This window comes from Marinomonas aquiplantarum, assembly GCF_003314975.1.
GTDB lineage: Bacteria > Pseudomonadota > Gammaproteobacteria > Pseudomonadales > Marinomonadaceae > Marinomonas > Marinomonas aquiplantarum.
This window is the reverse complement of record NZ_QNRF01000002.1, coordinates 475362-496581: the sequence shown is the minus strand read 5'-3', so window position 1 is coordinate 496581 and position 21220 is coordinate 475362. Positions and strand designations below refer to the sequence as shown.

Below are 21220 nucleotides of genomic sequence, written 5' to 3'. Positions count from 1 at the left end.
AAAAAACATCAAATTGGATCCAATTTTCACATTTGCACTAGATGCGCTATTATTCTCTCTTTCTTTAATCTAGAACTGAGATAAGGCATGAGTAAATCGGGTCAGGAAGTAATCAGTCGATTAAGACAAATGGTGCTGTCAGGGGAACTGGCCGCAGGAGAACGAATCGCCGAAATTCCGACAGCAGAACGACTCGGCGTCTCGCGCACCCCAATACGCATCGCATTTCGAACCTTGGAACAGGAAGGTTTACTGACCAAACGACCTGCTCGTGGCTATGAAGTAAGACAGGTCACTTTATCTGACATCACTGGCGCCATTGAAGTTAGAGGCGTACTTGAAGGCTTAGCCGCCAGACAAGCCGCAGAAAGCGGGCTATCAGAAAGCCAAAGAATAGAGTTAAAGCAATTGCTTCAGTCGGGCGATCAGCTGTTTGAAAATGGTCGGCTTGATGAACAGGACTTGGCACAGTATCACGACATCAACCAGCGCTTTCATCAAATTATTATTGATGCCAGCAATAACCCAGCTATCGCTGAAGCGCTTAGTCGCAACGAACACTTACCTTTTGCCTCGGTAAGCGCATTGGCTTTTGATGCTAATAATTTGCGACTAGAATTTCGCCGTTTTAATTTCGCTCACATGCAACATCACGCGGTGTTTGACGCCATTAGCCAAGGCCAAAGTAGCCGCGCAGAATCCATCATGCGGGAGCACGCTAACGCCACGCTGGGATATGCTAAAGTCTTCTCGCAAAAGGAAGACACTAATGACAAGATGCAAGTGCTCCAGTAACGGATTAACAACTAAGCTAAATCCGTATTACCCAATGGCACTTCTAGGGTATTTCCCGCCATGCTTGGTGGTTGACCCACCATCTCATCGTAGGCGCTTTGATGGCATAACACCATGGCATCCACCTGCTTCTCTTTGAACAAAGATTGCAGCTCGAGTTTGTTGTGGCTGGTCATAAAGCGCCCCTTACCATCCATAACATAATCCTCTTTACCATCTATCACCACCGACAACTGATAGAGATTTGACTCCAAGGAATGCAACTTCACTTTTTCAAAATGTTGAGTACGTTTTAATTCTTTTAATTCCATGTTGAATGGCCTCAAAGGTTCTTTAGAAGGTATTATTAGTACGCAAAGAAAGCCGTATAGGTTCAGAGAATATCTTAGACCCCCTAAATTTTTCAGAACCAGAGGCTCACAAAACAACAATAATTATCACTCATAAGCAGCTGACCCAATGAACACTACACCTGACGATTTGTACCGAAATACAGCCGATGTGAAACAAGCAATTGATAAAATCCAACAGCATTTACAACAGGATAGACGCTGTTTGATCGCGCTTGCGGGTGGCCCAGGTTCTGGAAAAAGCACGCTGGCTAATTACTTAGCCGAACACGTTAATACACAACACTCTTCGCAGGTTGCTTGCCTGTCTATGGACGGATTCCACCTCACCAAACAGGCCTTGAGCGACCTACCAAACGCCAATGAAGCCTTTGCCCGCCGTGGAGCCGCTTGGACATTTGATCACCATAAATTCGCTCAGTATGTCACTGACATTGCCAACGCCTACCAAACCGTAGACTGCCAATGGCCCAGTTTTGACCATGCGTTAGGCGACCCAATTGACGACCATATATCCATTTCACAACATACCAAAGTCATCTTGATTGAAGGACTTTACTTACTCTTACCTGAAACAGATTGGCAGAAAGCCGCGGATTATTATGATGAACGCTGGTTCCTAGATGTACCACTCCCCACTGTTATCGAACGATTAGCATTAAGGCATCAAGCTGCATGGAATCTATCTTATCAACAAGCCATGAATAGAATTCAGCAAAACGATGCACTTAATGCTGAGCAAGTTGCTCAAACAAAAAAATATGCAGATTGGCTCATTCAGGTTTAGTGATGATTGGGAAAGGGTAAAACTTTGCTTGGTCGCCACTCGAACTGAAGCTGACCATAATCAGGGTGACGCCATAAATTGGCAATGGCAACTAACTCATCTTGGATAAACAAATAGGGTAAATGTTCGCGCCACCAAACTGGAATTTGCTGATCATTTAGCCATTTTTTCAACGACCGAGTCTGCCCATTTTGCATCAATAGCTTGGCTCCCAAAGGCCGCGCTCTTAGCTCAACCCCATCTCCTTGGATCAGCTGCAACTGGTCAAAACCTCGCGTTTTTACTTGCCCAATGACTAACGCCCCGTACTCAACTGGAAGCTCATTTGGCAACACATACAAGGTATTCTGATGACGCATCAAGCGACCATCAGCAAACACAAACTCAGGTTGTTTATCTTCAACACCAGCAAACATATTAAGGACGCTGTCACATTGCGCTTGCGTTAAGCTGCGGCCTTTTTGCTCTACGAATTGTCGTAACCAAAAACGCCTTTGTGGCATTGGTTGTTGATACAGCCAATTCAAATCCAAACCACCATGCGTATTTGATACCGTCGATAAATGTTGCGCCGACAAGCTAGCCAACATTTCGTAGTCGTCAGCAACTCGTTGCGCCATGTTGGAAACACTCTGCTCCATATTTGGAAAGTGTGTCTTCATTAAGGGAATGACGTTTTGACGTAAAAAGTTACGCGAAAAGCGTTCGTCTTGATTGGATTCGTCCTCAACCCAATGCAAACCATATTGCTGAGCATAATCTTCGATTTGAGTCTTAGTGATCGACAAGAGTGGCCGTACCAAGCAAGCCCCCTGATCCCCCAAAGGTCGAACTGCTGGCATTCCTGCTAACCCTTTCGTTCCAGTTCCTCTTGCCAGTCGAAACATCACAGTTTCCGCTTGATCCCCTTGATGATGAGCTAAAAGCAAAACATCGTCAGCCACCAAGCGATCTTCAAAAACTTGATATCTTGCTTGGCGAGCCGCATCTTCCACTGACGCTTGTACTTTCAAATCCACTTTGTGGGCATAAAAAGTTACATTAAGCGCTTGGCATACTTGTTCACAATGGTCTAACCATGCATCTGCATTTGGGCTTAAACCATGATGTACATGGATCACGGCAACCTTTGCTCTTTGCTCAGGGGTAATTTGACTCACCAAAGCGTGCAATAGTACATGGGAATCAACGCCACCACTGTAAGCCACCCAAACCCTGTTTGCTTGCGTAAACAAAGACGCCAACCAAATTGGATTAAACTCTAATTCAGTCGTAAGGGTGAAAGGCGGATGCGGCTGATAACTCATATAAAGTGAACCATTTTTTAAGCGTCAGAAGCAGAAACAAAAAAGCCTCCAATCAGGAGGCTTTTTAGCAAATCAATCGATTATAAGCCGTATGACATTAAGCGGTTGTAACGACGTGCCAACAACTCTTCTGTTGTTAGCGCTTCCATACGATCCAGTGCCGCTAAGATGTTTTCTTTCAGGCTGTGAGCCATTTGCTCATGAGCATTGTGCGCTCCACCCATTGGCTCTGGAATAATGGTATCAACCAAACCAAGCTCTTTCAGACGAGGCGCAGTGATGCCCATGGCTTTCGCCGCATCAGATGCACGTTCTGCACTCTTCCATAGGATAGAAGCACAACCTTCTGGTGAAATAACTGAGTAAGTGCCGTATTGCAACATCATCAATTCATCACACACACCGATTGCCAACGCACCACCAGAACCACCTTCACCGATAACGGTTGAGATGATTGGTGTTTTTAGGCGCGACATAACAGCAAGGTTGTATGCAATGGCTTCACTCTGACCACGCTCTTCTGCACCGATACCTGGGTAAGCCCCAGGTGTATCAATTAAGGTAACGATTGGCATATTGAAACGCTCAGCGGTTTCCATCAAGCGCAAGGCTTTACGGTAACCTTCTGGACGTGGCATGCCAAAATTACGCAATACTTTTTCTTTTACTTCACGGCCTTTCTGATGACCAATGATCATCACAGGACGGCCATCTAGACGCGCAATACCACCGACAATGGCACGGTCATCTGCATAGTGACGATCACCATGCATTTCTTCGAAATCAGTAAAGACGTGTTCAATATAATCCAGCGTATAAGGACGCTTTGGATGACGGGAAAGTTGTGATACTTCCCAAGCGCCTAAATTACTGAATAAACTTTTTGTTAAGGCGACTTTTTTGTCTTCTAGTCGGCTGATTTCATCACTGATGTTCAGTTCGTTATCATTGCCTACTAGACGTAATTCTTCAATTTTTTGTTCAAGCTCAGCAATCGGCTGCTCGAATGGTAAATAATTTAAATTCATCGTTAACTACACTGCTGTCTGGTTGCCATCAAATATAAGGCAAATGGCATCATGCCAATTGCTCTAAAGCGATAAAACGTATTACTACGCCACATTCCTTTGCACAAATTATAAAATGAGCCTAAGTATACACTAACTGAACATTTTGTTTACCGTATTGTTTCTGTAGTTGGTGAATTAAATCGTCATCTGGACGAACTCGCCAACTCGAACCTAAACGGATATCGCCAAAAGCTTCAGGGGTATCAAACCCAATGACCACATCACAACCGTCTCCGCGGAATTCTGACATTTGATCAGCTAATGACTGAATATCAGCTGGTGTTACTGACTCTGAACTCCAAGTAATTCGCAATGCTTCGACATAACGAATACGAGCTTGAGCAATATCAAGTACATTCCGGGCAATGACTTTCTGTCCACCACGAAACTCGTCTACTGAAATCTCCCCTTCTACCACAACCACTTCGTCTTTGACGATGACGTCTTTGAAGTTTTCATAGTTGTCAGGGAACACCGTCACCTCAATACGAGCTGAGCGATCATCCAGTGTGACGAAGGCAATGTTACCACCTTTTTTACTTTTTGTTACACGCAAATCCACAATCAATCCAGCCATGACTTGGGTATCGCCACGCTTAGGTTGCAGATCGACTATTTTCGAGCGTGCAAATCGTCTGACCTCCTTTTCATACTCATCAATTGGGTGACCTGTTACATACAAGCCTAGGGTGTCTTTTTCACCGTCTAGACGCTGCCTACCAGGCCACTCATGCTGGATACCTATTTCCTTATAGGCATCTTCCGTGCTCTCTTCTACCGCCACCCCAAACAGGTCCATCATACCTGCATCTTGGTTTTTGGCATCCTGCACTGCTCGCTTCAACGCTTCATCAATGCAAGCATACAAGGTCGCACGGTTTGGCCCTATGGTGTCAAATGCCCCAGAACGAACCAATGCCTCCATCACGCGCTTGTTAACCTTCTTACCCACACGCTGACAGAAATCAAAAATGTGCTCAAATGGCCCCTCTTTGCGAGCTTCAACAATGGCTTCAATTGGGCCTTCACCCACCCCTTTAATGGCACCTAAACCATACACTATGGCGCCAGCTGGGTTGACCGTAAATTTGTAGACTGACTCATTAACGTTGGGCAATTCCAACGCTAAATTCATCGAACGACACTCTTCAATGAAGATAACGATCTTGTCGGTATTCTGCATATCGGCAGACAATACCGCGGCCATGAAAGGCGCCGGATAATGATTTTTCAACCAAGCGGTTTGATAGGATACTAAGGCGTACGCAGCCGAGTGAGACTTGTTGAAACCATAGCCCGCAAACTTCTCCATTAAATCAAAGATGTTGCCGGACAAATCCTTATCGACATTGTTTTTCAACGCCCCTTCCATAAAGATCAAACGCTGTTCCGCCATCACCTCAGCTTTCTTTTTACCCATTGCTCGACGCAGTAGATCGGCACCACCCAGACTAAATTTCGCCAATACCTGAGCGATTTGCATTACCTGTTCTTGATACAAAATGATGCCGTAGGTGGGTTCCAATACTGGGATCAAATCTTCATGCTGGTAATCTGGGTGCGGGAAAGCCAATTCAGAACGACCGTGCTTACGGTTTATAAAGTCGTCTACCATGCCCGACCCAAGTGGGCCAGGACGATACAAGGCCACCAAGGCGATAATATCTTCGAAACGAGATGGTAATAGCTTTTTAATCAATTCTTTCATACCACGGGATTCCAGCTGGAATACCGCCGTGGTTTCGGCTCTTTGCAGTAAGTCGTATGTGGATTTATCTTCCAGATCAATCAGCGCGATATCCAATGGCGGCTTGCCTTCTAAGGCATGAATATCATTAATGTTTTTCACGGCCCAATCGACGACGGTCAAGGTTTTCAAGCCCAAGAAGTCAAACTTCACCAGACCGGCTTCTTCTACGTCGTTTTTGTCATATTGAGTTACCAAGCCTGAGCCGTCTTCTTCACAATACAGTGGTGCGAAATCAACCAGCTTAGTGGGTGCGATGACCACACCACCAGCGTGCTTACCAAAGTTTCTGACCACCCCTTCAAGGGACATGGCCATTTCCATGACATCCGCCGCTTCTTCATCGGCCGCCAAGAATTCTGGTAGAGCGGGCTCTTCTTCAAGGGCTTTACTGAGTGTCATTCCAATTTCAAAGGGGATCAACTTGGACAGCTTATCCCCTAAGCTATAAGGCTTACCTTGTACCCGCGCGACATCGCGAACAACGGCTTTGGCTGCCATGGCACCAAAGGTAATAATCTGAGAAACCGCATCACGACCATAGGTACGCGACACGTAATCGATTACCTTATCTCGGTTATCCATGCAAAAGTCGATATCAAAGTCAGGCATGGATACCCGCTCTGGATTCAAGAATCGTTCGAATAGCAAATCGTATTCAAGCGGATCAAGGTCGGTGATTTTTAACGCATAAGCCACCAATGAACCGGCACCCGAACCACGACCAGGGCCTACCGGAATATCGTTATCCTTGGCCCATTGTATAAAGTCCATTACGATCAAGAAGTAACCAGGAAATCCCATCTGGTTAATAATGTTTAATTCGAAATCCAGACGACCCCAATATTCCTGGCGGCGCTTTTCAACACGTTCACCGTATTTCAACGTCAAAATATCAAAACGCTCTTTTAGACCATCGAAAGACAACTTATTAAAAAACTCTTCCATGGTCATGCCATCTGGCACAGGATAATCCGGTAAAAAATATTTACCCAGCAAGACATCCACACTGCAGCGTTTAGCTATTTCAACGGTATTTTCCAAGGCTTCTGGAATGTCTTGGAACAGTTCTGCCATTTCTTCAGGGGTTTTAAAGTACTGTTCTTCCGAATAACGACGTACTCTTCGCGGATCATCAAGGGTGACACCATCATGAATACACACTCGTGCCTCATGGGCTTCAAAGTTTTCTCGTTTTAGAAAGCGCACGTCATTAGTCGCCACCACTGGACAACCAAGCTCAGCAGCCAGAGGGACAACAGCATGAATGTAGTCTTCTTCTCCCGCTCGACTGGTCCGCTGCAACTCCACATAAAAACGATTAGGGAACACAGACATCCAATAAGACAAGTGCTGCTTCGCCAACTCTGCACGGCCTTTTTGCAACAACAAACCAACGTCACCATAACCAGCACCCGATAAAGCGATCACGTCTTCGCTAGACGCCTCAATCCACTCTCTCTGGATAACAGGTCGACCTTCTACTTGCCCTAATTGATAACCTTTAGAAATAATTTCTATGATGTTTTTGTAACCTTTATTGGACATCGCCAACAAAGTCATACGATAACGAGATTCCAGCTCACCTGTATCATCCTCGATAACGACGTCAGCACCACATATGGGCTTAATGCCCTTATCCATAGCACCTTTATAAAAACGCACAAAACCACATAAGTTATTTTCATCAGTGATGGCCACTGCCGGCATGGACATCAATTCCGTTGTCCCTAACAGGCCTTTGACTTTGACCAAGCCATCCACCAAAGAAAACTCAGTATGCACTTTTAAATGTATGAACGATGCGGACAAAATTTATCCCTCTAGAATCTTTTTAACGGGTGCGAAACTGCGTCTGTGCAAAGGGGTCACACCGAATTGTCGAATGGCTTCTAAATGCTGCGCTGTCGGGTAACCTTTGTGCTTTTCTAAACCATAGTCTGGATACAAATCAGCCGCTTTCACTATGTCTCTGTCACGAGTCACTTTCGCCAAAATAGACGCCGCGGAAATGGCCGCATGTCGAGCATCCCCTTTCACGACGGCTTCAGCAGGACAAGGCAAATTAGGCGGCAGACGATTACCATCAATTAAACAATGTTCCGCCATTGGCGATAACATTGCCACAGCTCTGGACATGGCCAACATGCTAGCGTGCAATATATTTAATTGGTCAATTTCTTCAATACTAGCACTGGCAATGGCATAGCACAGGGCTTTTGCTTGAATTTCATCAAACAATGCTTCACGTTTTTTTTCAGACAACTTTTTGGAGTCAGCAAGACCTGCGATGGGTTGCTGTGGATCTAGAATCACTGCGGCCGCGACGACTTCACCTGCCAACGGCCCTCGGCCTGCTTCATCCACACCTGCCAACAAAGCGCCTGTATACAACTCGCTTACGAAGGGTTCCATTAGACTTCCTTATCTGCCAACATATTGATAATCGCTTTTGCGCCTTGCTCTCCGGCATTTTTTCGAAGCATCTGATGCAAATCCAAATACTTTTGCTGTATTTTCTTATCTTGTCTAAAAGACTGCCAAGTTTGCACCAAACGTGTGGCCAAACTCTCCGGCACTGCCTCGTCTTGTAATAACTCAGGCACCAAAGTTTCATTCGCCAGCAAGTTTGGCAAAGACACATAAGGCACTTTAATCATACGTTTCATGATCGCAAAGGTTAAACGATTCACTTTATACGCTACGACCATAGGTCGTTTGACCAACATCGCTTCCAACGCCGCAGTACCAGACGCCAATAAGATAGCATCAGCGGCCGCCATCACAGTTCGTGATTGGCCATCTGTAATCACGGCTTGCGCATTCACTTCTTGTAGAATCGTTTCAATTTGTTCGCGTCTAGCCTGATTCGCCGCGGGCATCAGAAAGGTCGCCTGAGGTTCCTGTTGTTTAATCAACTTAATGGTCTCAGCGAATAAGGGAGCAAGTCGAGCCACCTCCCCTTCTCGTGAGCCAGGTAAAACCGCGAATACTGGCCCTGAGACTGGCCCCAACTTTAACGCTTCACGGGCTTGCTGCGGGTCACTTTCCAAGGGAATATCATCCGCTAACGTATGACCGACACAAACCACAGGTATATTGTGTTGATGATAAATAGGCAACTCAAAAGGAAATAAGGCCAACATCAAATCAACAGACTTTTTAATTTTAAAAATGCGCTTTTGACGCCAAGCCCAGACTGATGGACTCACATAATGCACCGTTGGGATGCCAGCTTGTTTTAGCTTTCTTGCCAATGGCAAATTAAAATCTGGGGAATCTATACCAATAAAGGCGGTAGGAGGATTGGCCAAACAGGATTGGTAAAGACGTTTACGAATGCCCAATAATTCTTTTAAACGACCTAAGACTTCCACCAGCCCCATCACTGACAGTCTATCCATGGGTACGATACTGGTTAAACCTTCTGCTTCCATCAGCGGCCCACCAATGCCTTCAAACACGGCGTCGGGCTGTAACGCTTTTAAATGCTTGATTAAATTCGCCCCTAAAATATCACCAGATGCTTCTCCGGCAACCAACACGTAACGTGCTGTCGACGTCACTTTCATTAACACAACCTCTAATAACAAAAAAACCCCGAAGCGTTCCGGGGTTTTCGTTTTCTATGGGGGAGTTATCGAATTATCCCGCGCTCAGACGCTCGAATCGACATGACAAACTTTGCCACCTCAGGAATGGCGTAATCTGGGCTTTGCTCCAACTCACTCAGTACAGACTCCAGTGTTGACCCTTTCAAGTAAACACGCTTATACGCATTTTTCAGTGCCCGTATGACTTCTTTCGGAGTGCCTCGACGGCGCATTCCTTCAAAGTTCATACCATGTGCTTTGGCTGGATTTCCAGATACCATGATAAATCTTGGTACGTCTTTTGAGACCATGGATCCCATGCCGCACATACTATAAGAATTCACCTGACAAAACTGATGAATCCCAGTATAGCCACCCAAAATGACATTATCGCCTAACTTCACATGCCCAGCTAAAGCCGCATAATTTGCCATAATATTATTGTCACCAACAACACAATCGTGACCGATATGGGTACTGGCCATAAACAAGTTGCCACTGCCGATAATAGTAATACTTTGATCTTGTACGGTACCGCGGTGAATAGTGGCATTTTCACGGATAACATTACTGTCACCAATCACCAAACGCGTTGGCTCACCCTTGTACTTTTTGTCTTGGTTTGCTTCTCCAACGGAAGCAAACTGATAGATTTCATTATTCTCACCAATCTCAGTATAACCATTAATCACCACATGAGATTTAATAACACTACCAGCTCCAATTTTAACATTCGGTCCGATCACAGAAAACGGCCCAACTTCAACACTTGGGTCAAGTTCAGCACTCGGATCGACTAAAGCAGTTGGATGTATCGCCACTATAACTTCCTATCAGCACACATGATGGTTGCAGAACAAGCAAGCTGGCCATCAACCGTTGCTTTACACTCAAATTTCCAGATACCGCGTTTTTCCGCAATGATCTTTGCTTCTAACTGTAGACGATCACCAGGTACAACAGGACGTTTAAATCGAGCATTATCAGACCCGACAAAATAATAAATCGAACCGTCTTCTGGTGTCTTATCCATTGTTTTGAAACCAAGAACACCGGCCGCTTGCGCCATCGCTTCAATAATCAAAACACCAGGCATTACTGGGTGATCTGGAAAATGACCATTAAAAAATGGTTCATTCACTGTTACATTTTTATACGCTACGATGGAATCGTTCAGATTTAACTCAACAACACGATCAACTAGTAAAAACGGGTACCTATGAGGTAAATACTGACGAATTTCATTTACGTCCATCATTAAACATCAACCTTTTCTGAAAGCTTATTAATCTTCTGTTCCAGTGTTGTAATTTGCTTCGCCATATTATCAATTCGTCTAAAGCGCGCGACAGAACGACGCCACTTAGGCGTTGGTTCCATTCCCATTCCGGAGGAATAAGAGCCCGCTTCTGGAATTGATTTACTGACCATACTCATTGCTGTGATATGAACATGATCTGTGATTGTGATATGACCCGCAATCCCTACGCAACCAGAAATTGTACAGGAAGCACCTATCCTTGCACTCCCTGCTATCGCCGCTCCTGCAGCAATGGCGGTATTATCGCCAATTACGACGTTATGAGCAATTTGAACTTGATTATCTATTTTAACACCATGCCCAATTTGCGTATTTTCTATCGCACCACGATCAATCGTCGTACTAGAACCTATCTCTACTCGGTCACCAATCACCACACTACCAAGCTGATCAATTTTTTCCCATTCACCATTATTCGGCGCAAAGCCAAAACCATCAGCCCCCACTATACAACCACTGTGGAAGATACAATCCGCCCCGACAGACACATCGTGATAAAAAGTCACATTGGGGTATAAACGTGTCGCACGCCCTAATGAGCAACCACGACTCACCACAGTATTGGCCCCAATCACACAATCATCACCAATGATCACCCCACTGTCGATCACCGCATTAGGACCAATCACGACATTGTTCCCCAGTTGAACATCGTCCGCCACAACCGCAGAAGGATGTACACTAAGCCAAGATTCTTTCAGTGGAACAAATAAGTGCGACAATTGTGCAAAGGCAAGATAAGGATTAGCTACGATAATGGCATGATCAAGGTCAATCGCGAGTTCTTCGTTTTTTACTAGGACAGCGCCCGCATTCGTCTCTGCAAGCTGGCTTTGATATTTAGGGTTCGCCAAAAAACTTAATTCGTTTTTCGTGCCTTTTTCCAACGTCCCTAACCTATCAATAACGAGGTTGCTGTCGCCTTTGACGACGCCCCCGACTTTTTCAGCCAATTGCCCTAGCGTGTAACTCATAAATTAATTGTCCTTATTAATGCGTTCCACCAATTCATTGGTGATATCAGATTCACTATTAGCATATAAGCTTAGCTGTCTATTTAATACTAAGTCTAGTTTACGTTCATCAATAATGGATTTTAGAGCAGCTTCGCCTTTTGGAGTAAGGTCTTCAATCAATTTTTGTTCTAACAGTTTAGCTTGTTGCTGCATTTGCGCTGCCATTTGACGGATGCCATTCTGTCTTTTCACTAAATCACTGCGGCGCTTATTGAACTCTTCCGGCGCCAAAGTTAGCTCTTCTCTTTTAAGCTGTTCGTCCGCTTCTTTTAACGCGGTCTGCTCTTGTTGTAAACGGGCTTCCATTTGCGCTACTTTTTGCTTTGGCTCTTTGGCCGCTTCTTGACCAATATTACTTTGCAAAAGCGCTGCTCTAAAGTCGACCACAGCCATTTCTGTAGCTTGTACATTGCTCATCAACATCAATGTGCAAAGTGCCAATATCATTCTTTTCATTACAAATCCTCTTATGCTTTTACTCAGATTAACTTAAAAAGTGGTTCCCAACTGGAATTGGAAAACGTCGGTACTGTCACCGTCTTGCGCATTTAATGGTCTTGCAAAGTTAAACGACAATGGCGCAATCGGTGTAATCCATGTCCAACTGAAACCTAGACTGAAACGAATTTCGTCCAAATCCACCCCTTCATTACAATCGGTATTGGTGGACAAACAATTATCCGTAAAGACGTTACCAGCATCTAAGAAAATCGACGTACGAACAGATTTATGATCTTCCACCATAGGAAGTGGGAAAATCAGTTCCGCGGTTCCGGTCATTAGAATATTACCACCTAATGCTGACGTACTGGTGTCTTCATCATCATATGAGTTTTGTGGCCCCAATGAAGACGCACCGTAGCCACGCACAGAATAAGCGCCACCTGCATAATAGTTTTCAAAGAAAGGCAAGGAATCACTGTCTCCATAACCTGCTCCGTAACCAAGACGACCTTTCAGACGGAACAACCACAAATCCGAACCGCTTAAATTCCAATATTTCTGTGATGTCAGCCCCACTTTCGCATATTGCTGATCACCCACAGGTAAAGCGACCTCAAGGGTAGCTTTGGTCGAATAACCATTGGTTGGCAATACCCCACCAACCAAATCACTATCAGACCAAGTCAAACTGGCAATCACATCGTCATAATTATCACCATGGGTATCAACATAGTTTTCGGTTTCATTAGATGGGTCATAACCTAACTGAACCGTACTTTCTTTTACCGTCATACCAAAGGTTAAACGTTGCGTATCGGAAATTGGGTAGCCGTAGCTGACCCCAACACCGATCTCGTCTAGATCGTAATCTTCTACATCATCGTCAGCGTGATCGCTAGTTTGATAGAAAATCTGGAAACCACGACTGACCCCATCCACAGTGAAGTAAGGATTATCATAATTGATCGAGTAATCCTGAGTGGAATCAGTACGAGATGCACTGAAGGATAACTTGTTACCTGTGCCTAAGAAGTTACGTTTGGAAATACCAAAACCCAATACCGTACCGTCTTCTTGCGAATACCCAATACTAGCCTGAATACTGCCTGAAGCTTGTTCTTCCACAACCACATCGATATCAACTTGGTCCGTGGTGCCCGCCACAGGACGAGTACGCAAGTCTACGCTGCCAAAGAAACCTAGACGCTCAATACGACGTTTGGATGACTGAATTTTAGAGTGTGTCGCCAGCGCACCTTCGAATTGCGTCATCTCGCGGCGCAATACTTCGTCTTGGGTTTCGCTGTTACCACTAAAGGTAATACGGCGAACATAGACTTGCGGCCCTGGGGTAATTTGATAGCTCAGATTAACCGTGTGATCATCCAATTTTTCAGGAATCACATTCACATTGGTAAATAAGTAGCCGTCATCACCTAACTCAGTCGAAATGCCTTCGATAATTTTCGTCACTTGGCTACGAGAAAAAAGATCGCCTTTTTTCTGCGTTACCTGTTTCCACACTCGATCTTCTGAAATTGGCAGGCTACCACTCAATGTCACGTCATTCAGGTAATATGGCTGACCTTCATCGACATTGATCACGATGTAAACATCACGCTTATCAGACGACAAACTGACTTGACTGGATACGACTTGGAAGTCTAGGTAACCATTATCGAGATAGAAGCTTTTTAAAGTATTAATGTCGCCTTGAATTTTAGCTTTAGCGTATTCATCGGCGGAGCTGAAGGGGTTCCAATAACCTGTTTCACGAGACTCAAAGTCTTTCGTTAACGTCTCTTCGTCAAAATTGTTATTACCAACAATATTGATGTGAACAATTTTCGCTGTATCACCTTCATCGATATTTATCTTAATAGCAGTACGATTACGGGGCATATCCTCAACAGAAATATCAACCTTGGCACTGTAGCGACCCAGAGCATAATATTGACGTTGTAATTCCTGTGCAATTTGATTCAGAGTTTCTGGCTTGTATATCTCACCAATCTCTAATCCTGATAATTTAAGACCTCGTTCTAAGTCTTCTGTTTTAACCAGTTCATTGCCTTCGATTGTAAGATTGCCAATGGAAGGACGCTCAACGAGCTTAAATACCAGCACGTCGTTTTCTTCGTAGACATCAATGTCACTAAAGAATCCGGTATCAAATAACGCACTAATGGCCTGATAAACCTTCCCTGAGTCATAAGACTGATTTTCATTAAAACCGATTAAATCAAATGCTCTGGCTGATGGCATTTGAACTAAACCATCAATTCGGACATCCTCAACCGCTTTTGCAATACTTTGCACACTGATTAAAGTCAACAATACAGCTAGAACGACTCTCACATATACCTCTCTACAAGCGGGCAATATCATTAAAAATGGCAACGGCCATTAGAGCAAACAACAAAGAAGCCCCAACTCGATACGCTACCCCCTGAACCTTCTCAGAAACGGGTTTACGGCGAATGGCCTCAATACTAAAAAACAACAAATGCCCACCATCCAACATAGGGATGGGTAACAAATTCAACACACCAAGACTCACACTTAAGTAAGCCATAAATTTCAAAAACGACTGCAAACCGGAATCAGCAGAAGCGCTGGCCACCTTTGCAATGGTGATCGGCCCAGACAAATTATCCAGTGAAATTAACCCTTGCAGCATTTTCCCAATAGAGGAGACCGTCAGAGAAACCATCTTTGCTGTTTGTTGAAAGCCATACCCTATGGCTTCAAACACACCGTAATGACGTTCTCGAATTAAACTCTCATCCCATTTGGGTGGCACAACAGCCAAACCAGCATAACCCATCACCTTACCATTACGCTCCGCAGCCGCTGGTGTTAAGGATAGGGTTTTACTTTGTCCTTGCCTTAATACTACTACTGTCAGACGTTTACTTGGGCTGGTTTGCACTTTCTTTACAACCTGCTGCCAGCTAGACATAGCTTCACCATCGATCGACTCAATGGTATCGCCCGCTACAAAGCCACCAACCTGTGCCGCACCGCCATCAACAACTTGAGCAATAACAGGCGCCACTGTCGGCTGCCATGGTAACAAGCCAAAAGATTGAATAAGGTTGTTCGGCTCCTCACCCACCAGCCATCGATTCAAGCTAACAGTGTCCTGCTGAATACTGCTCAACCCTTCAACACGATATCGAACGATAATAGTTCTTGTTTGACCAATCAAGCCCGCCAGCGCTAAATTCACTTCTTCCCAAGAAGAAACCGCCTCACCAGCAACCTCAACCAGCTCATCGCCCTCTTGCATCTGGGTTTGAGAAGCCAAACTGTCCTCAGCAATATGACCAACTTTTGGTGCCAAACTCTGAATGCCCAGTAAAGCGACTAGACCATAAATAGCCACGGCCAAAATGAAATTCGCCAACGGCCCTGCTGCCACTATCGCGATACGTTGCCAGACATTTTTCTGGGTAAAGGCTTGATGCTTGATCGCCTCTGGCACATTGCCTTCACGCTCATCCAGCATGCGCACATAACCACCAAGAGGAATCATCGCTAAAGTAAATTCAGTGCCGGTTTTCTTACTTACATAACGGTAAATAGGTTTGCCAAAACCCACCGAAAAACGCAGCACTTTCACACCACAGCGACGAGCCACATAATAATGGCCAAATTCATGAAAGGTAATCAGTACACCTAAAGCAACAACAATCGAAAAAATGTTTTGCAGCATTAAAATGCCTCCTGAGCAATACAGGCTTCGGCCAGCTGACGAGCATGAGCGTCTGCGGCAAACACCACTTCCAGATCATTCACAGGAACCACCTCAGCTTGATGCAACACTTTATGATTCACACCCGCTATGTCTAGGAAACCAATTCGTCCCTGCAGAAAGGCCGCTACCGCGATTTCATTCGCCGCGTTCAGTGTTGCCATTGCCGTTCCGCCCAAATACCAAGCATCGGCTGCCAGCTGTAGATTAGGAAAGCGCTGCCGGTCTGGTGATTCAAAATTCAACCGAGCAATCTCAGTCAGATTTAATGACGGTACATTGGTTTCAATTCGATTTGGCCAAGTCATGCCATAAGCAATGGGGATTTTCATGTCCGGATTCCCCATTTGCGAAATGACCGACCCATCTCGATAAGACACCATAGAATGAATAATACTTTCAGGGTGAACCACAACTTCTACATCGTCAGGTGTGACATCAAATAACCAACAGGCTTCGATGAGTTCCAACCCTTTGTTCATTAGCGACGCAGAATCAATGGAAATCTTTTGTCCCATCGACCAATTAGGATGTTTACAAGCTTGCGCAGGGGTGACGTTAGCCATTTCATCTAATGACCAAGTGCGAAATGGACCACCAGATGCGGTCAAAATAATTTTATCCACATCTTGCTTATGCGCCCCAGAGGAATGCTGAGGCAAGCTTTGATAAATAGCATTGTGTTCACTGTCAATCGGCAACAAACACACATTATGATGAGCCACCTCATCCATAAACAACTTGCCAGCTGTCACTAAGGACTCTTTGTTTGCCAATAGAATACGTTTGCCCGCGCGAATCCCAGATAAGGTTGGCTTTAAGCCAGCAAACCCCATAATCGCCGCCATTACTTGATCAACCGCGCTGTCCGCAGCAATGCTTTCTAAAGACGACGCTCCCCATTCAAAGGAAATATCAAGACCCGCACACAACACGGCTAACTCATCTCGAGCAGCCTGAGTACCCATTACAACCCGCTGAGGCCGGAACTGGCGACAAATATCCGCCATTTTGGCCACGCTAGTATTGGCAGAAGCACTAACAAGAGAAAACTTATCTGGATGCTGAGCGATAATGTCCAGCGTACTTTGCCCAATCGAGCCCGTTGCGCCTAACAGACAAATACCTTGCATCTAAAGCCATCCACTTAACAATAAAAACAAAACATATACTGGTGCTGCGGCTGTCAAACTATCGACACGATCCATCACACCACCGTGACCAGGAATCAAATGACTGGAATCTTTTAACGACTCATGGCGTTTGAACAAACTCTCCGTCAAGTCCCCCAGCACCGAGACTGCGGTGGTCAACAAAGCAACTAAGGCCAATAGAAGCCATTCAAGTGCGCTAAAACCTTGCCATTGGCAGAACAGAGCAACACCCAGTTGCGTTAGGATAATGCCACCAATTACCCCTTCCCATGATTTACCAGGGCTAACGAATCTGGCCAATTTACGCTTACCAAATGCACGACCGGCAAAATAAGCACCTGAGTCAGCGCCCCAAATCAGCCCCATCAACAACAGTACCCAGACCACAAAATCAGTGGATTGTTTTAAAACCACCAAGGCCGCCCAAGTCGACACCATCACCAATACCCCAAATACCAGCCGAGCATAGGTATGCTGCCAAACTAAAGGCGTTGGGTAGCGAATCACCCAATACAAAGCAAGACACCATAAAATAGGGCTAATGTACAAACTAAGGGTAAGTAACTGATAGACAGATGACGCATAACAAAGCAAAGCGACCAGAGCTGCAAAACCAACACGACCCACTTGCCCTTTAACGCCAGATAAACGTGCCCACTCCCAAGCCGCCAGCACAACAACACCCGCCATAGAAACGGAGAAAGCGAACGCATCTAAAAAAAAGACCGCATAGATAAACAAAAAGGCCATTACGATGGCACTGAGAACACGAGGAAGTAGCATGATTATCGCCCACCATAGCGACGCTGACGATTTTGATAAATACCAATGGCTTCATCAAAATCAGATTGATCAAAGTCCGGCCATAAAACCGGTAAAAAGACAAACTCTGAGTACGCTGATTGCCACAACATAAAGTTACTAATACGCTCTTCGCCAGAAGTTCGGATTAACAAATCCGGTTCAGGCAAATCTGCCAACTGAATTCGTGAAGCCAACTTTTCCTCTGTAATGTCTTCAGGGGATAACTGACCTGACGCCACCTGTTCGGCTAATGATTTAGCCGCTTGCGCGATGTCCCAACGACCACCATAGTTCGCGGCAATCACCAACGTCATTTGATCATGATCTTTTGTGGCATCTTCAGTAGCGCGTATTTGCGCCTGCAAACCTTCACTAAAGCCTGATATATCGCCCATCACACGCAATCGAATTTTATGGGCTTGGAGTCGTTTTAGTTCTTTTTTCAGGGAACGCATAAAGAGTCCCATCAAACCATCCACTTCCACCTGTGGGCGCTTCCAGTTTTCACTGGAAAATGCGAACAAGGTCAACACCTTTACCCCGGATCGAGCGGCCGCCTCAACAGTACGACGTACCGCCGCCGCACCCGCTGTATGACCAGCAATACTCGGGAGATGTTTTTTCTTCGCCCAGCGATTATTACCATCCATGATAATGGCAATATGAGCTGGGCCGACTGCAGACTCAGTGCTGCCGTCAACCAATTCAGACATACATATATCCTAGCCAATAAAAAAAGCGAGCTAAGCTCGCTTCTCTCATTAAATTTCCATCAAGTCTTTTTCTTTCGCTGCAAGGCGCTCTTCTACCTGAGCAACAAACTTATCCGTTAGTTTTTGCACTTGATCTTGGCCGCGACGGTCTTCGTCTTCAGAGATTTCTTTCTCTTTCACCAAGTCTTTCAGATTCGCGTTTGCATCACGACGGATGTTACGGATGGCAATACGGCCATTTTCTGCTTCTGATTTGGCTTGCTTGAAATAGTTTTTACGAGTTTCTTCCGTCAGAGCAGGCATTGGAATACGAATCAAACTTCCGTTTGTTGCCGGATTCAAGCCAAGGTCTGATTTCATGATGGCTTTTTCAATCTCTGGAACAAGGTTACTTTCCCATGGGGAAACACCTAAAGTACGAGCGTCTTCGACCGTGATATTAGCCACCTGACTTAGTGGCGTATCAGAACCGTAGTAGTTCACTTTGATCGAATCTAACAAGCTTGGGTGAGCACGCCCTGTACGGATTTTTTTAAACGCGGATTCAACAGAAGATACCGCTTTACTCATACGCTCTTCTGCGTCTTTTAAAATTTCGTTAATCATAACTTCCTCACTCAATCAGTGTGCCTTCATTGCCACCAACCATGATGTTGATCAGGGCGCCTGGCTTGTTCATATTAAATACTCTTAATGGCATAGAATGGTCACGAGTCAAACAAATAGCGGTTAAATCCATCACGCCTAATTGCTTCTCTAGTACCTCATCGTAACCCAATTTATCATATTTAACGGCATCAGGATCTTTCATCGGATCCGCCGAGTAAACGCCATCTACTTTTGTCGCTTTCAATACAACATCGGCGTCAATCTCAATACCGCGCAAACAAGCAGCAGAGTCTGTTGTAAAGAAAGGATTACCCGTGCCTGCAGAGAAGATCAATACATCACCTTCTTTCATTAAACGCATCGCACGACGTCTGTCGTAAGGCTCAACAATACCTGTCATGGTAATGGCCGACATAACACGAGTCGCAATGTTCGCTCTTTCTAGCGCATCACGCATTGCCAAGGCGTTCATTACCGTTGCCAACATCCCCATGTGATCACCTGTCACACGGTCCATGCCAGCCTGGCTCAAGGCTTGACCACGAAATAGGTTGCCACCACCAATAACAATTCCGACTTCAACCCCAATACCGCGTAATTGACCAATTTCCAGCGCAATACGGTTCAATACTTTAGGATCAATACCGAAAGACTCATCACCCATCAAGGCTTCGCCACTCAACTTAAGCAAAATACGTTTGTAATTTGGATTCTTTTCTTTTGGCATACCCACCTCCGGCAAGGGATTTCATCTTTAGAGCAATTGAATCAAATAAAACGACTCTTTTGCATCCAGCTTTCATAAAAAGGGGCAGTCAAGCTGCCCCTTTTAAAAACACATTACACAACTTGGAATTAACCTTTAAGCTGTGCAGCAACCTCTGCAGCGAAGTCAACTTCTTCTACTTCAATACCTTCACCTACTTCAAGGCGAACAAAAGAAGTAACAGAAGCGCCAGCGTCTTTCACAAGTTGACCCACTTTAATTTCTGGGTTCTTAACGAAAGGCTGTTCAACAAGGCTGTTTTCAGCCAAGAATTTCTTCATACGACCAACAATCATCTTATCAACGATTTCAGCAGGCTTACCAGCCATGTCTGGCTGCGCACGAATGATTTCTTCTTCTTTAGCTAGAACGTCAGCAGGCATGTCTTCGCCTTTAACAACGCGAGGCGCTACCGCCGCAACGTGCATAGAAACGTCTTTTGCTAGCTCGTCAGAACCGTTTTCTAGTTGAGTCAATACAGCGATTTGACCATTACCGTGTAGGTAACCACCGATTAGACCACCTTCAACGATAAGTGCACGACGAGGTGTGATGTTTTCACCGATTTTTTGAACCAAAGCTTCACGAGCCTGGCCAAGTTCACCAGCCAACAAGGTTTCCATGTTGGTTTCTTTCGTGGTGAAAACGATGTCAGCAACTTTGTTAGCAAACGCAACAAAACCTTCATCACGTGAAGCGAAGTCAGTTTCAGAGTTTACTTCAACCAACACACCGTAAGAAGCATCGTCAGCAACACGCATAACGATAGTTCCTTCCGCTGCAGTACGGCCCGCTTTCTTAGCAGCTTTCATACCACTAGATTTGCGAAGCTCTTCGATAGCTACTTCGATATCACCGTTAGCAGCGACAAGTGCTTTTTTACACTCCATCATGCCAAGGCCAGTACGTTCACGTAGCTCTTTTACCAATGCTGCAGATACTGCGGCCATGTTAAATCCTCTTTTACCAATTCAAATTTAAAAAAGG

Annotated in this window: 20 protein-coding genes; 2 read left to right on the top strand and 18 right to left on the bottom strand. The window is 45.1% G+C overall.

Annotation, left to right across the window (positions count from 1 at the left end; translation table 11 throughout):
• Positions 1 to 87 precede the first annotated feature (87 nt).
• A complete protein-coding gene (locus DFP76_RS05665; RefSeq protein ID WP_113873673.1) occupies positions 88 to 795 on the top strand; it encodes a GntR family transcriptional regulator in 708 nt (235 codons plus the stop codon).
• 11 nt (positions 796 to 806) lie between these two features.
• On the opposite strand, the gene DFP76_RS05660 is transcribed toward DFP76_RS05665, so the two are convergent.
• Positions 807 to 1106 carry a DUF6482 family protein gene (locus DFP76_RS05660; RefSeq protein ID WP_113873672.1) on the bottom strand — a complete coding sequence of 100 codons (300 nt, stop codon included), beginning with the start codon at positions 1104 to 1106 and terminating at the stop codon, positions 807 to 809.
• A 148-nt stretch (positions 1107 to 1254) separates the two neighbouring features.
• On the opposite strand from DFP76_RS05660, the gene DFP76_RS05655 reads away from it, so the two are divergent.
• The gene (locus DFP76_RS05655; RefSeq protein ID WP_113873671.1) at positions 1255 to 1932 is read left to right on the top strand and encodes an AAA family ATPase; all 678 of its coding nucleotides are present in this window, start codon (positions 1255 to 1257) and stop codon (positions 1930 to 1932) included.
• Here DFP76_RS05655 and tilS read toward each other — a convergent pair.
• The 17 genes from tilS to tsf form a co-directional block, all read right to left on the bottom strand.
• Positions 1929 to 3239, bottom strand: a complete 1311-nt coding sequence (tilS, locus tag DFP76_RS05650) for a tRNA lysidine(34) synthetase TilS (protein ID WP_113873670.1) — start codon at positions 3237 to 3239, stop codon at positions 1929 to 1931. The genes DFP76_RS05655 and tilS overlap by 4 nt on opposite strands.
• Before the next feature lie 80 nt (positions 3240 to 3319).
• Positions 3320 to 4267, bottom strand: a complete 948-nt coding sequence (accA, locus tag DFP76_RS05645) for an acetyl-CoA carboxylase carboxyl transferase subunit alpha (protein WP_113873669.1) — start codon at positions 4265 to 4267, stop codon at positions 3320 to 3322.
• Between the two features lie 121 nt (positions 4268 to 4388).
• The gene (gene dnaE, locus DFP76_RS05640; protein ID WP_113873668.1) at positions 4389 to 7868 is read right to left on the bottom strand and encodes a DNA polymerase III subunit alpha; all 3480 of its coding nucleotides are present in this window, start codon (positions 7866 to 7868) and stop codon (positions 4389 to 4391) included.
• A gap of 3 nt (positions 7869 to 7871) precedes the next feature.
• On the bottom strand, positions 7872 to 8471 hold the full coding sequence (gene rnhB / locus DFP76_RS05635; protein ID WP_113873667.1) for a ribonuclease HII: 600 nt from the start codon (positions 8469 to 8471) through the stop codon (positions 7872 to 7874).
• Positions 8471 to 9628 (bottom strand): lipid-A-disaccharide synthase, encoded by a 1158-nt coding sequence (lpxB, locus tag DFP76_RS05630; protein ID WP_113873666.1) that lies wholly within the window; start codon positions 9626 to 9628, stop codon positions 8471 to 8473. The genes rnhB and lpxB overlap by 1 nt, the downstream gene beginning before the upstream one ends.
• A gap of 65 nt (positions 9629 to 9693) precedes the next feature.
• Complete coding sequence (gene lpxA, locus DFP76_RS05625) at positions 9694 to 10470, bottom strand: acyl-ACP--UDP-N-acetylglucosamine O-acyltransferase (RefSeq protein WP_113873665.1); 777 nt, start codon at positions 10468 to 10470, stop codon at positions 9694 to 9696.
• Positions 10470 to 10907 (bottom strand): 3-hydroxyacyl-ACP dehydratase FabZ, encoded by a 438-nt coding sequence (gene fabZ / locus DFP76_RS05620; protein ID WP_013797122.1) that lies wholly within the window; start codon positions 10905 to 10907, stop codon positions 10470 to 10472. Before fabZ ends, lpxA begins: the two co-directional genes overlap by 1 nt.
• On the bottom strand, positions 10907 to 11944 hold the full coding sequence (gene lpxD, locus DFP76_RS05615) for a UDP-3-O-(3-hydroxymyristoyl)glucosamine N-acyltransferase (RefSeq protein WP_113873664.1): 1038 nt from the start codon (positions 11942 to 11944) through the stop codon (positions 10907 to 10909). Before lpxD ends, fabZ begins: the two co-directional genes overlap by 1 nt.
• A 3-nt stretch (positions 11945 to 11947) precedes the next feature.
• Positions 11948 to 12442, bottom strand: coding sequence for an OmpH/Skp family outer membrane protein (locus DFP76_RS05610; protein ID WP_113873663.1), 495 nt, complete (start codon positions 12440 to 12442; stop codon positions 11948 to 11950).
• Positions 12443 to 12475: 33 nt separating this feature from the next.
• Positions 12476 to 14788: an outer membrane protein assembly factor BamA gene (gene bamA, locus DFP76_RS05605; RefSeq protein WP_245931877.1), complete on the bottom strand. Its 2313-nt coding sequence runs from the start codon at positions 14786 to 14788 to the stop codon at positions 12476 to 12478.
• Positions 14789 to 14798: 10 nt separating this feature from the next.
• On the bottom strand, positions 14799 to 16148 hold the full coding sequence (gene rseP, locus DFP76_RS05600) for an RIP metalloprotease RseP (RefSeq protein ID WP_113873661.1): 1350 nt from the start codon (positions 16146 to 16148) through the stop codon (positions 14799 to 14801).
• A complete protein-coding gene (gene ispC / locus DFP76_RS05595) occupies positions 16148 to 17320 on the bottom strand; it encodes a 1-deoxy-D-xylulose-5-phosphate reductoisomerase (protein WP_113873660.1) in 1173 nt (390 codons plus the stop codon). Before ispC ends, rseP begins: the two co-directional genes overlap by 1 nt.
• The gene (locus DFP76_RS05590; protein WP_113873659.1) at positions 17321 to 18124 is read right to left on the bottom strand and encodes a phosphatidate cytidylyltransferase; all 804 of its coding nucleotides are present in this window, start codon (positions 18122 to 18124) and stop codon (positions 17321 to 17323) included.
• Positions 18125 to 18126: 2 nt separating this feature from the next.
• Positions 18127 to 18858: a polyprenyl diphosphate synthase gene (uppS, locus tag DFP76_RS05585; protein ID WP_113873658.1), complete on the bottom strand. Its 732-nt coding sequence runs from the start codon at positions 18856 to 18858 to the stop codon at positions 18127 to 18129.
• A gap of 48 nt (positions 18859 to 18906) precedes the next feature.
• Positions 18907 to 19464 (bottom strand): ribosome recycling factor, encoded by a 558-nt coding sequence (gene frr, locus DFP76_RS05580; RefSeq protein ID WP_113873731.1) that lies wholly within the window; start codon positions 19462 to 19464, stop codon positions 18907 to 18909.
• Between the two features lie 7 nt (positions 19465 to 19471).
• The gene (pyrH, locus tag DFP76_RS05575) at positions 19472 to 20194 is read right to left on the bottom strand and encodes a UMP kinase (RefSeq protein ID WP_013797131.1); all 723 of its coding nucleotides are present in this window, start codon (positions 20192 to 20194) and stop codon (positions 19472 to 19474) included.
• Between the two features lie 128 nt (positions 20195 to 20322).
• The gene (tsf, locus tag DFP76_RS05570; RefSeq protein ID WP_113873657.1) at positions 20323 to 21183 is read right to left on the bottom strand and encodes a translation elongation factor Ts; all 861 of its coding nucleotides are present in this window, start codon (positions 21181 to 21183) and stop codon (positions 20323 to 20325) included.
• Positions 21184 to 21220: the final 37 nt, after the last annotated feature.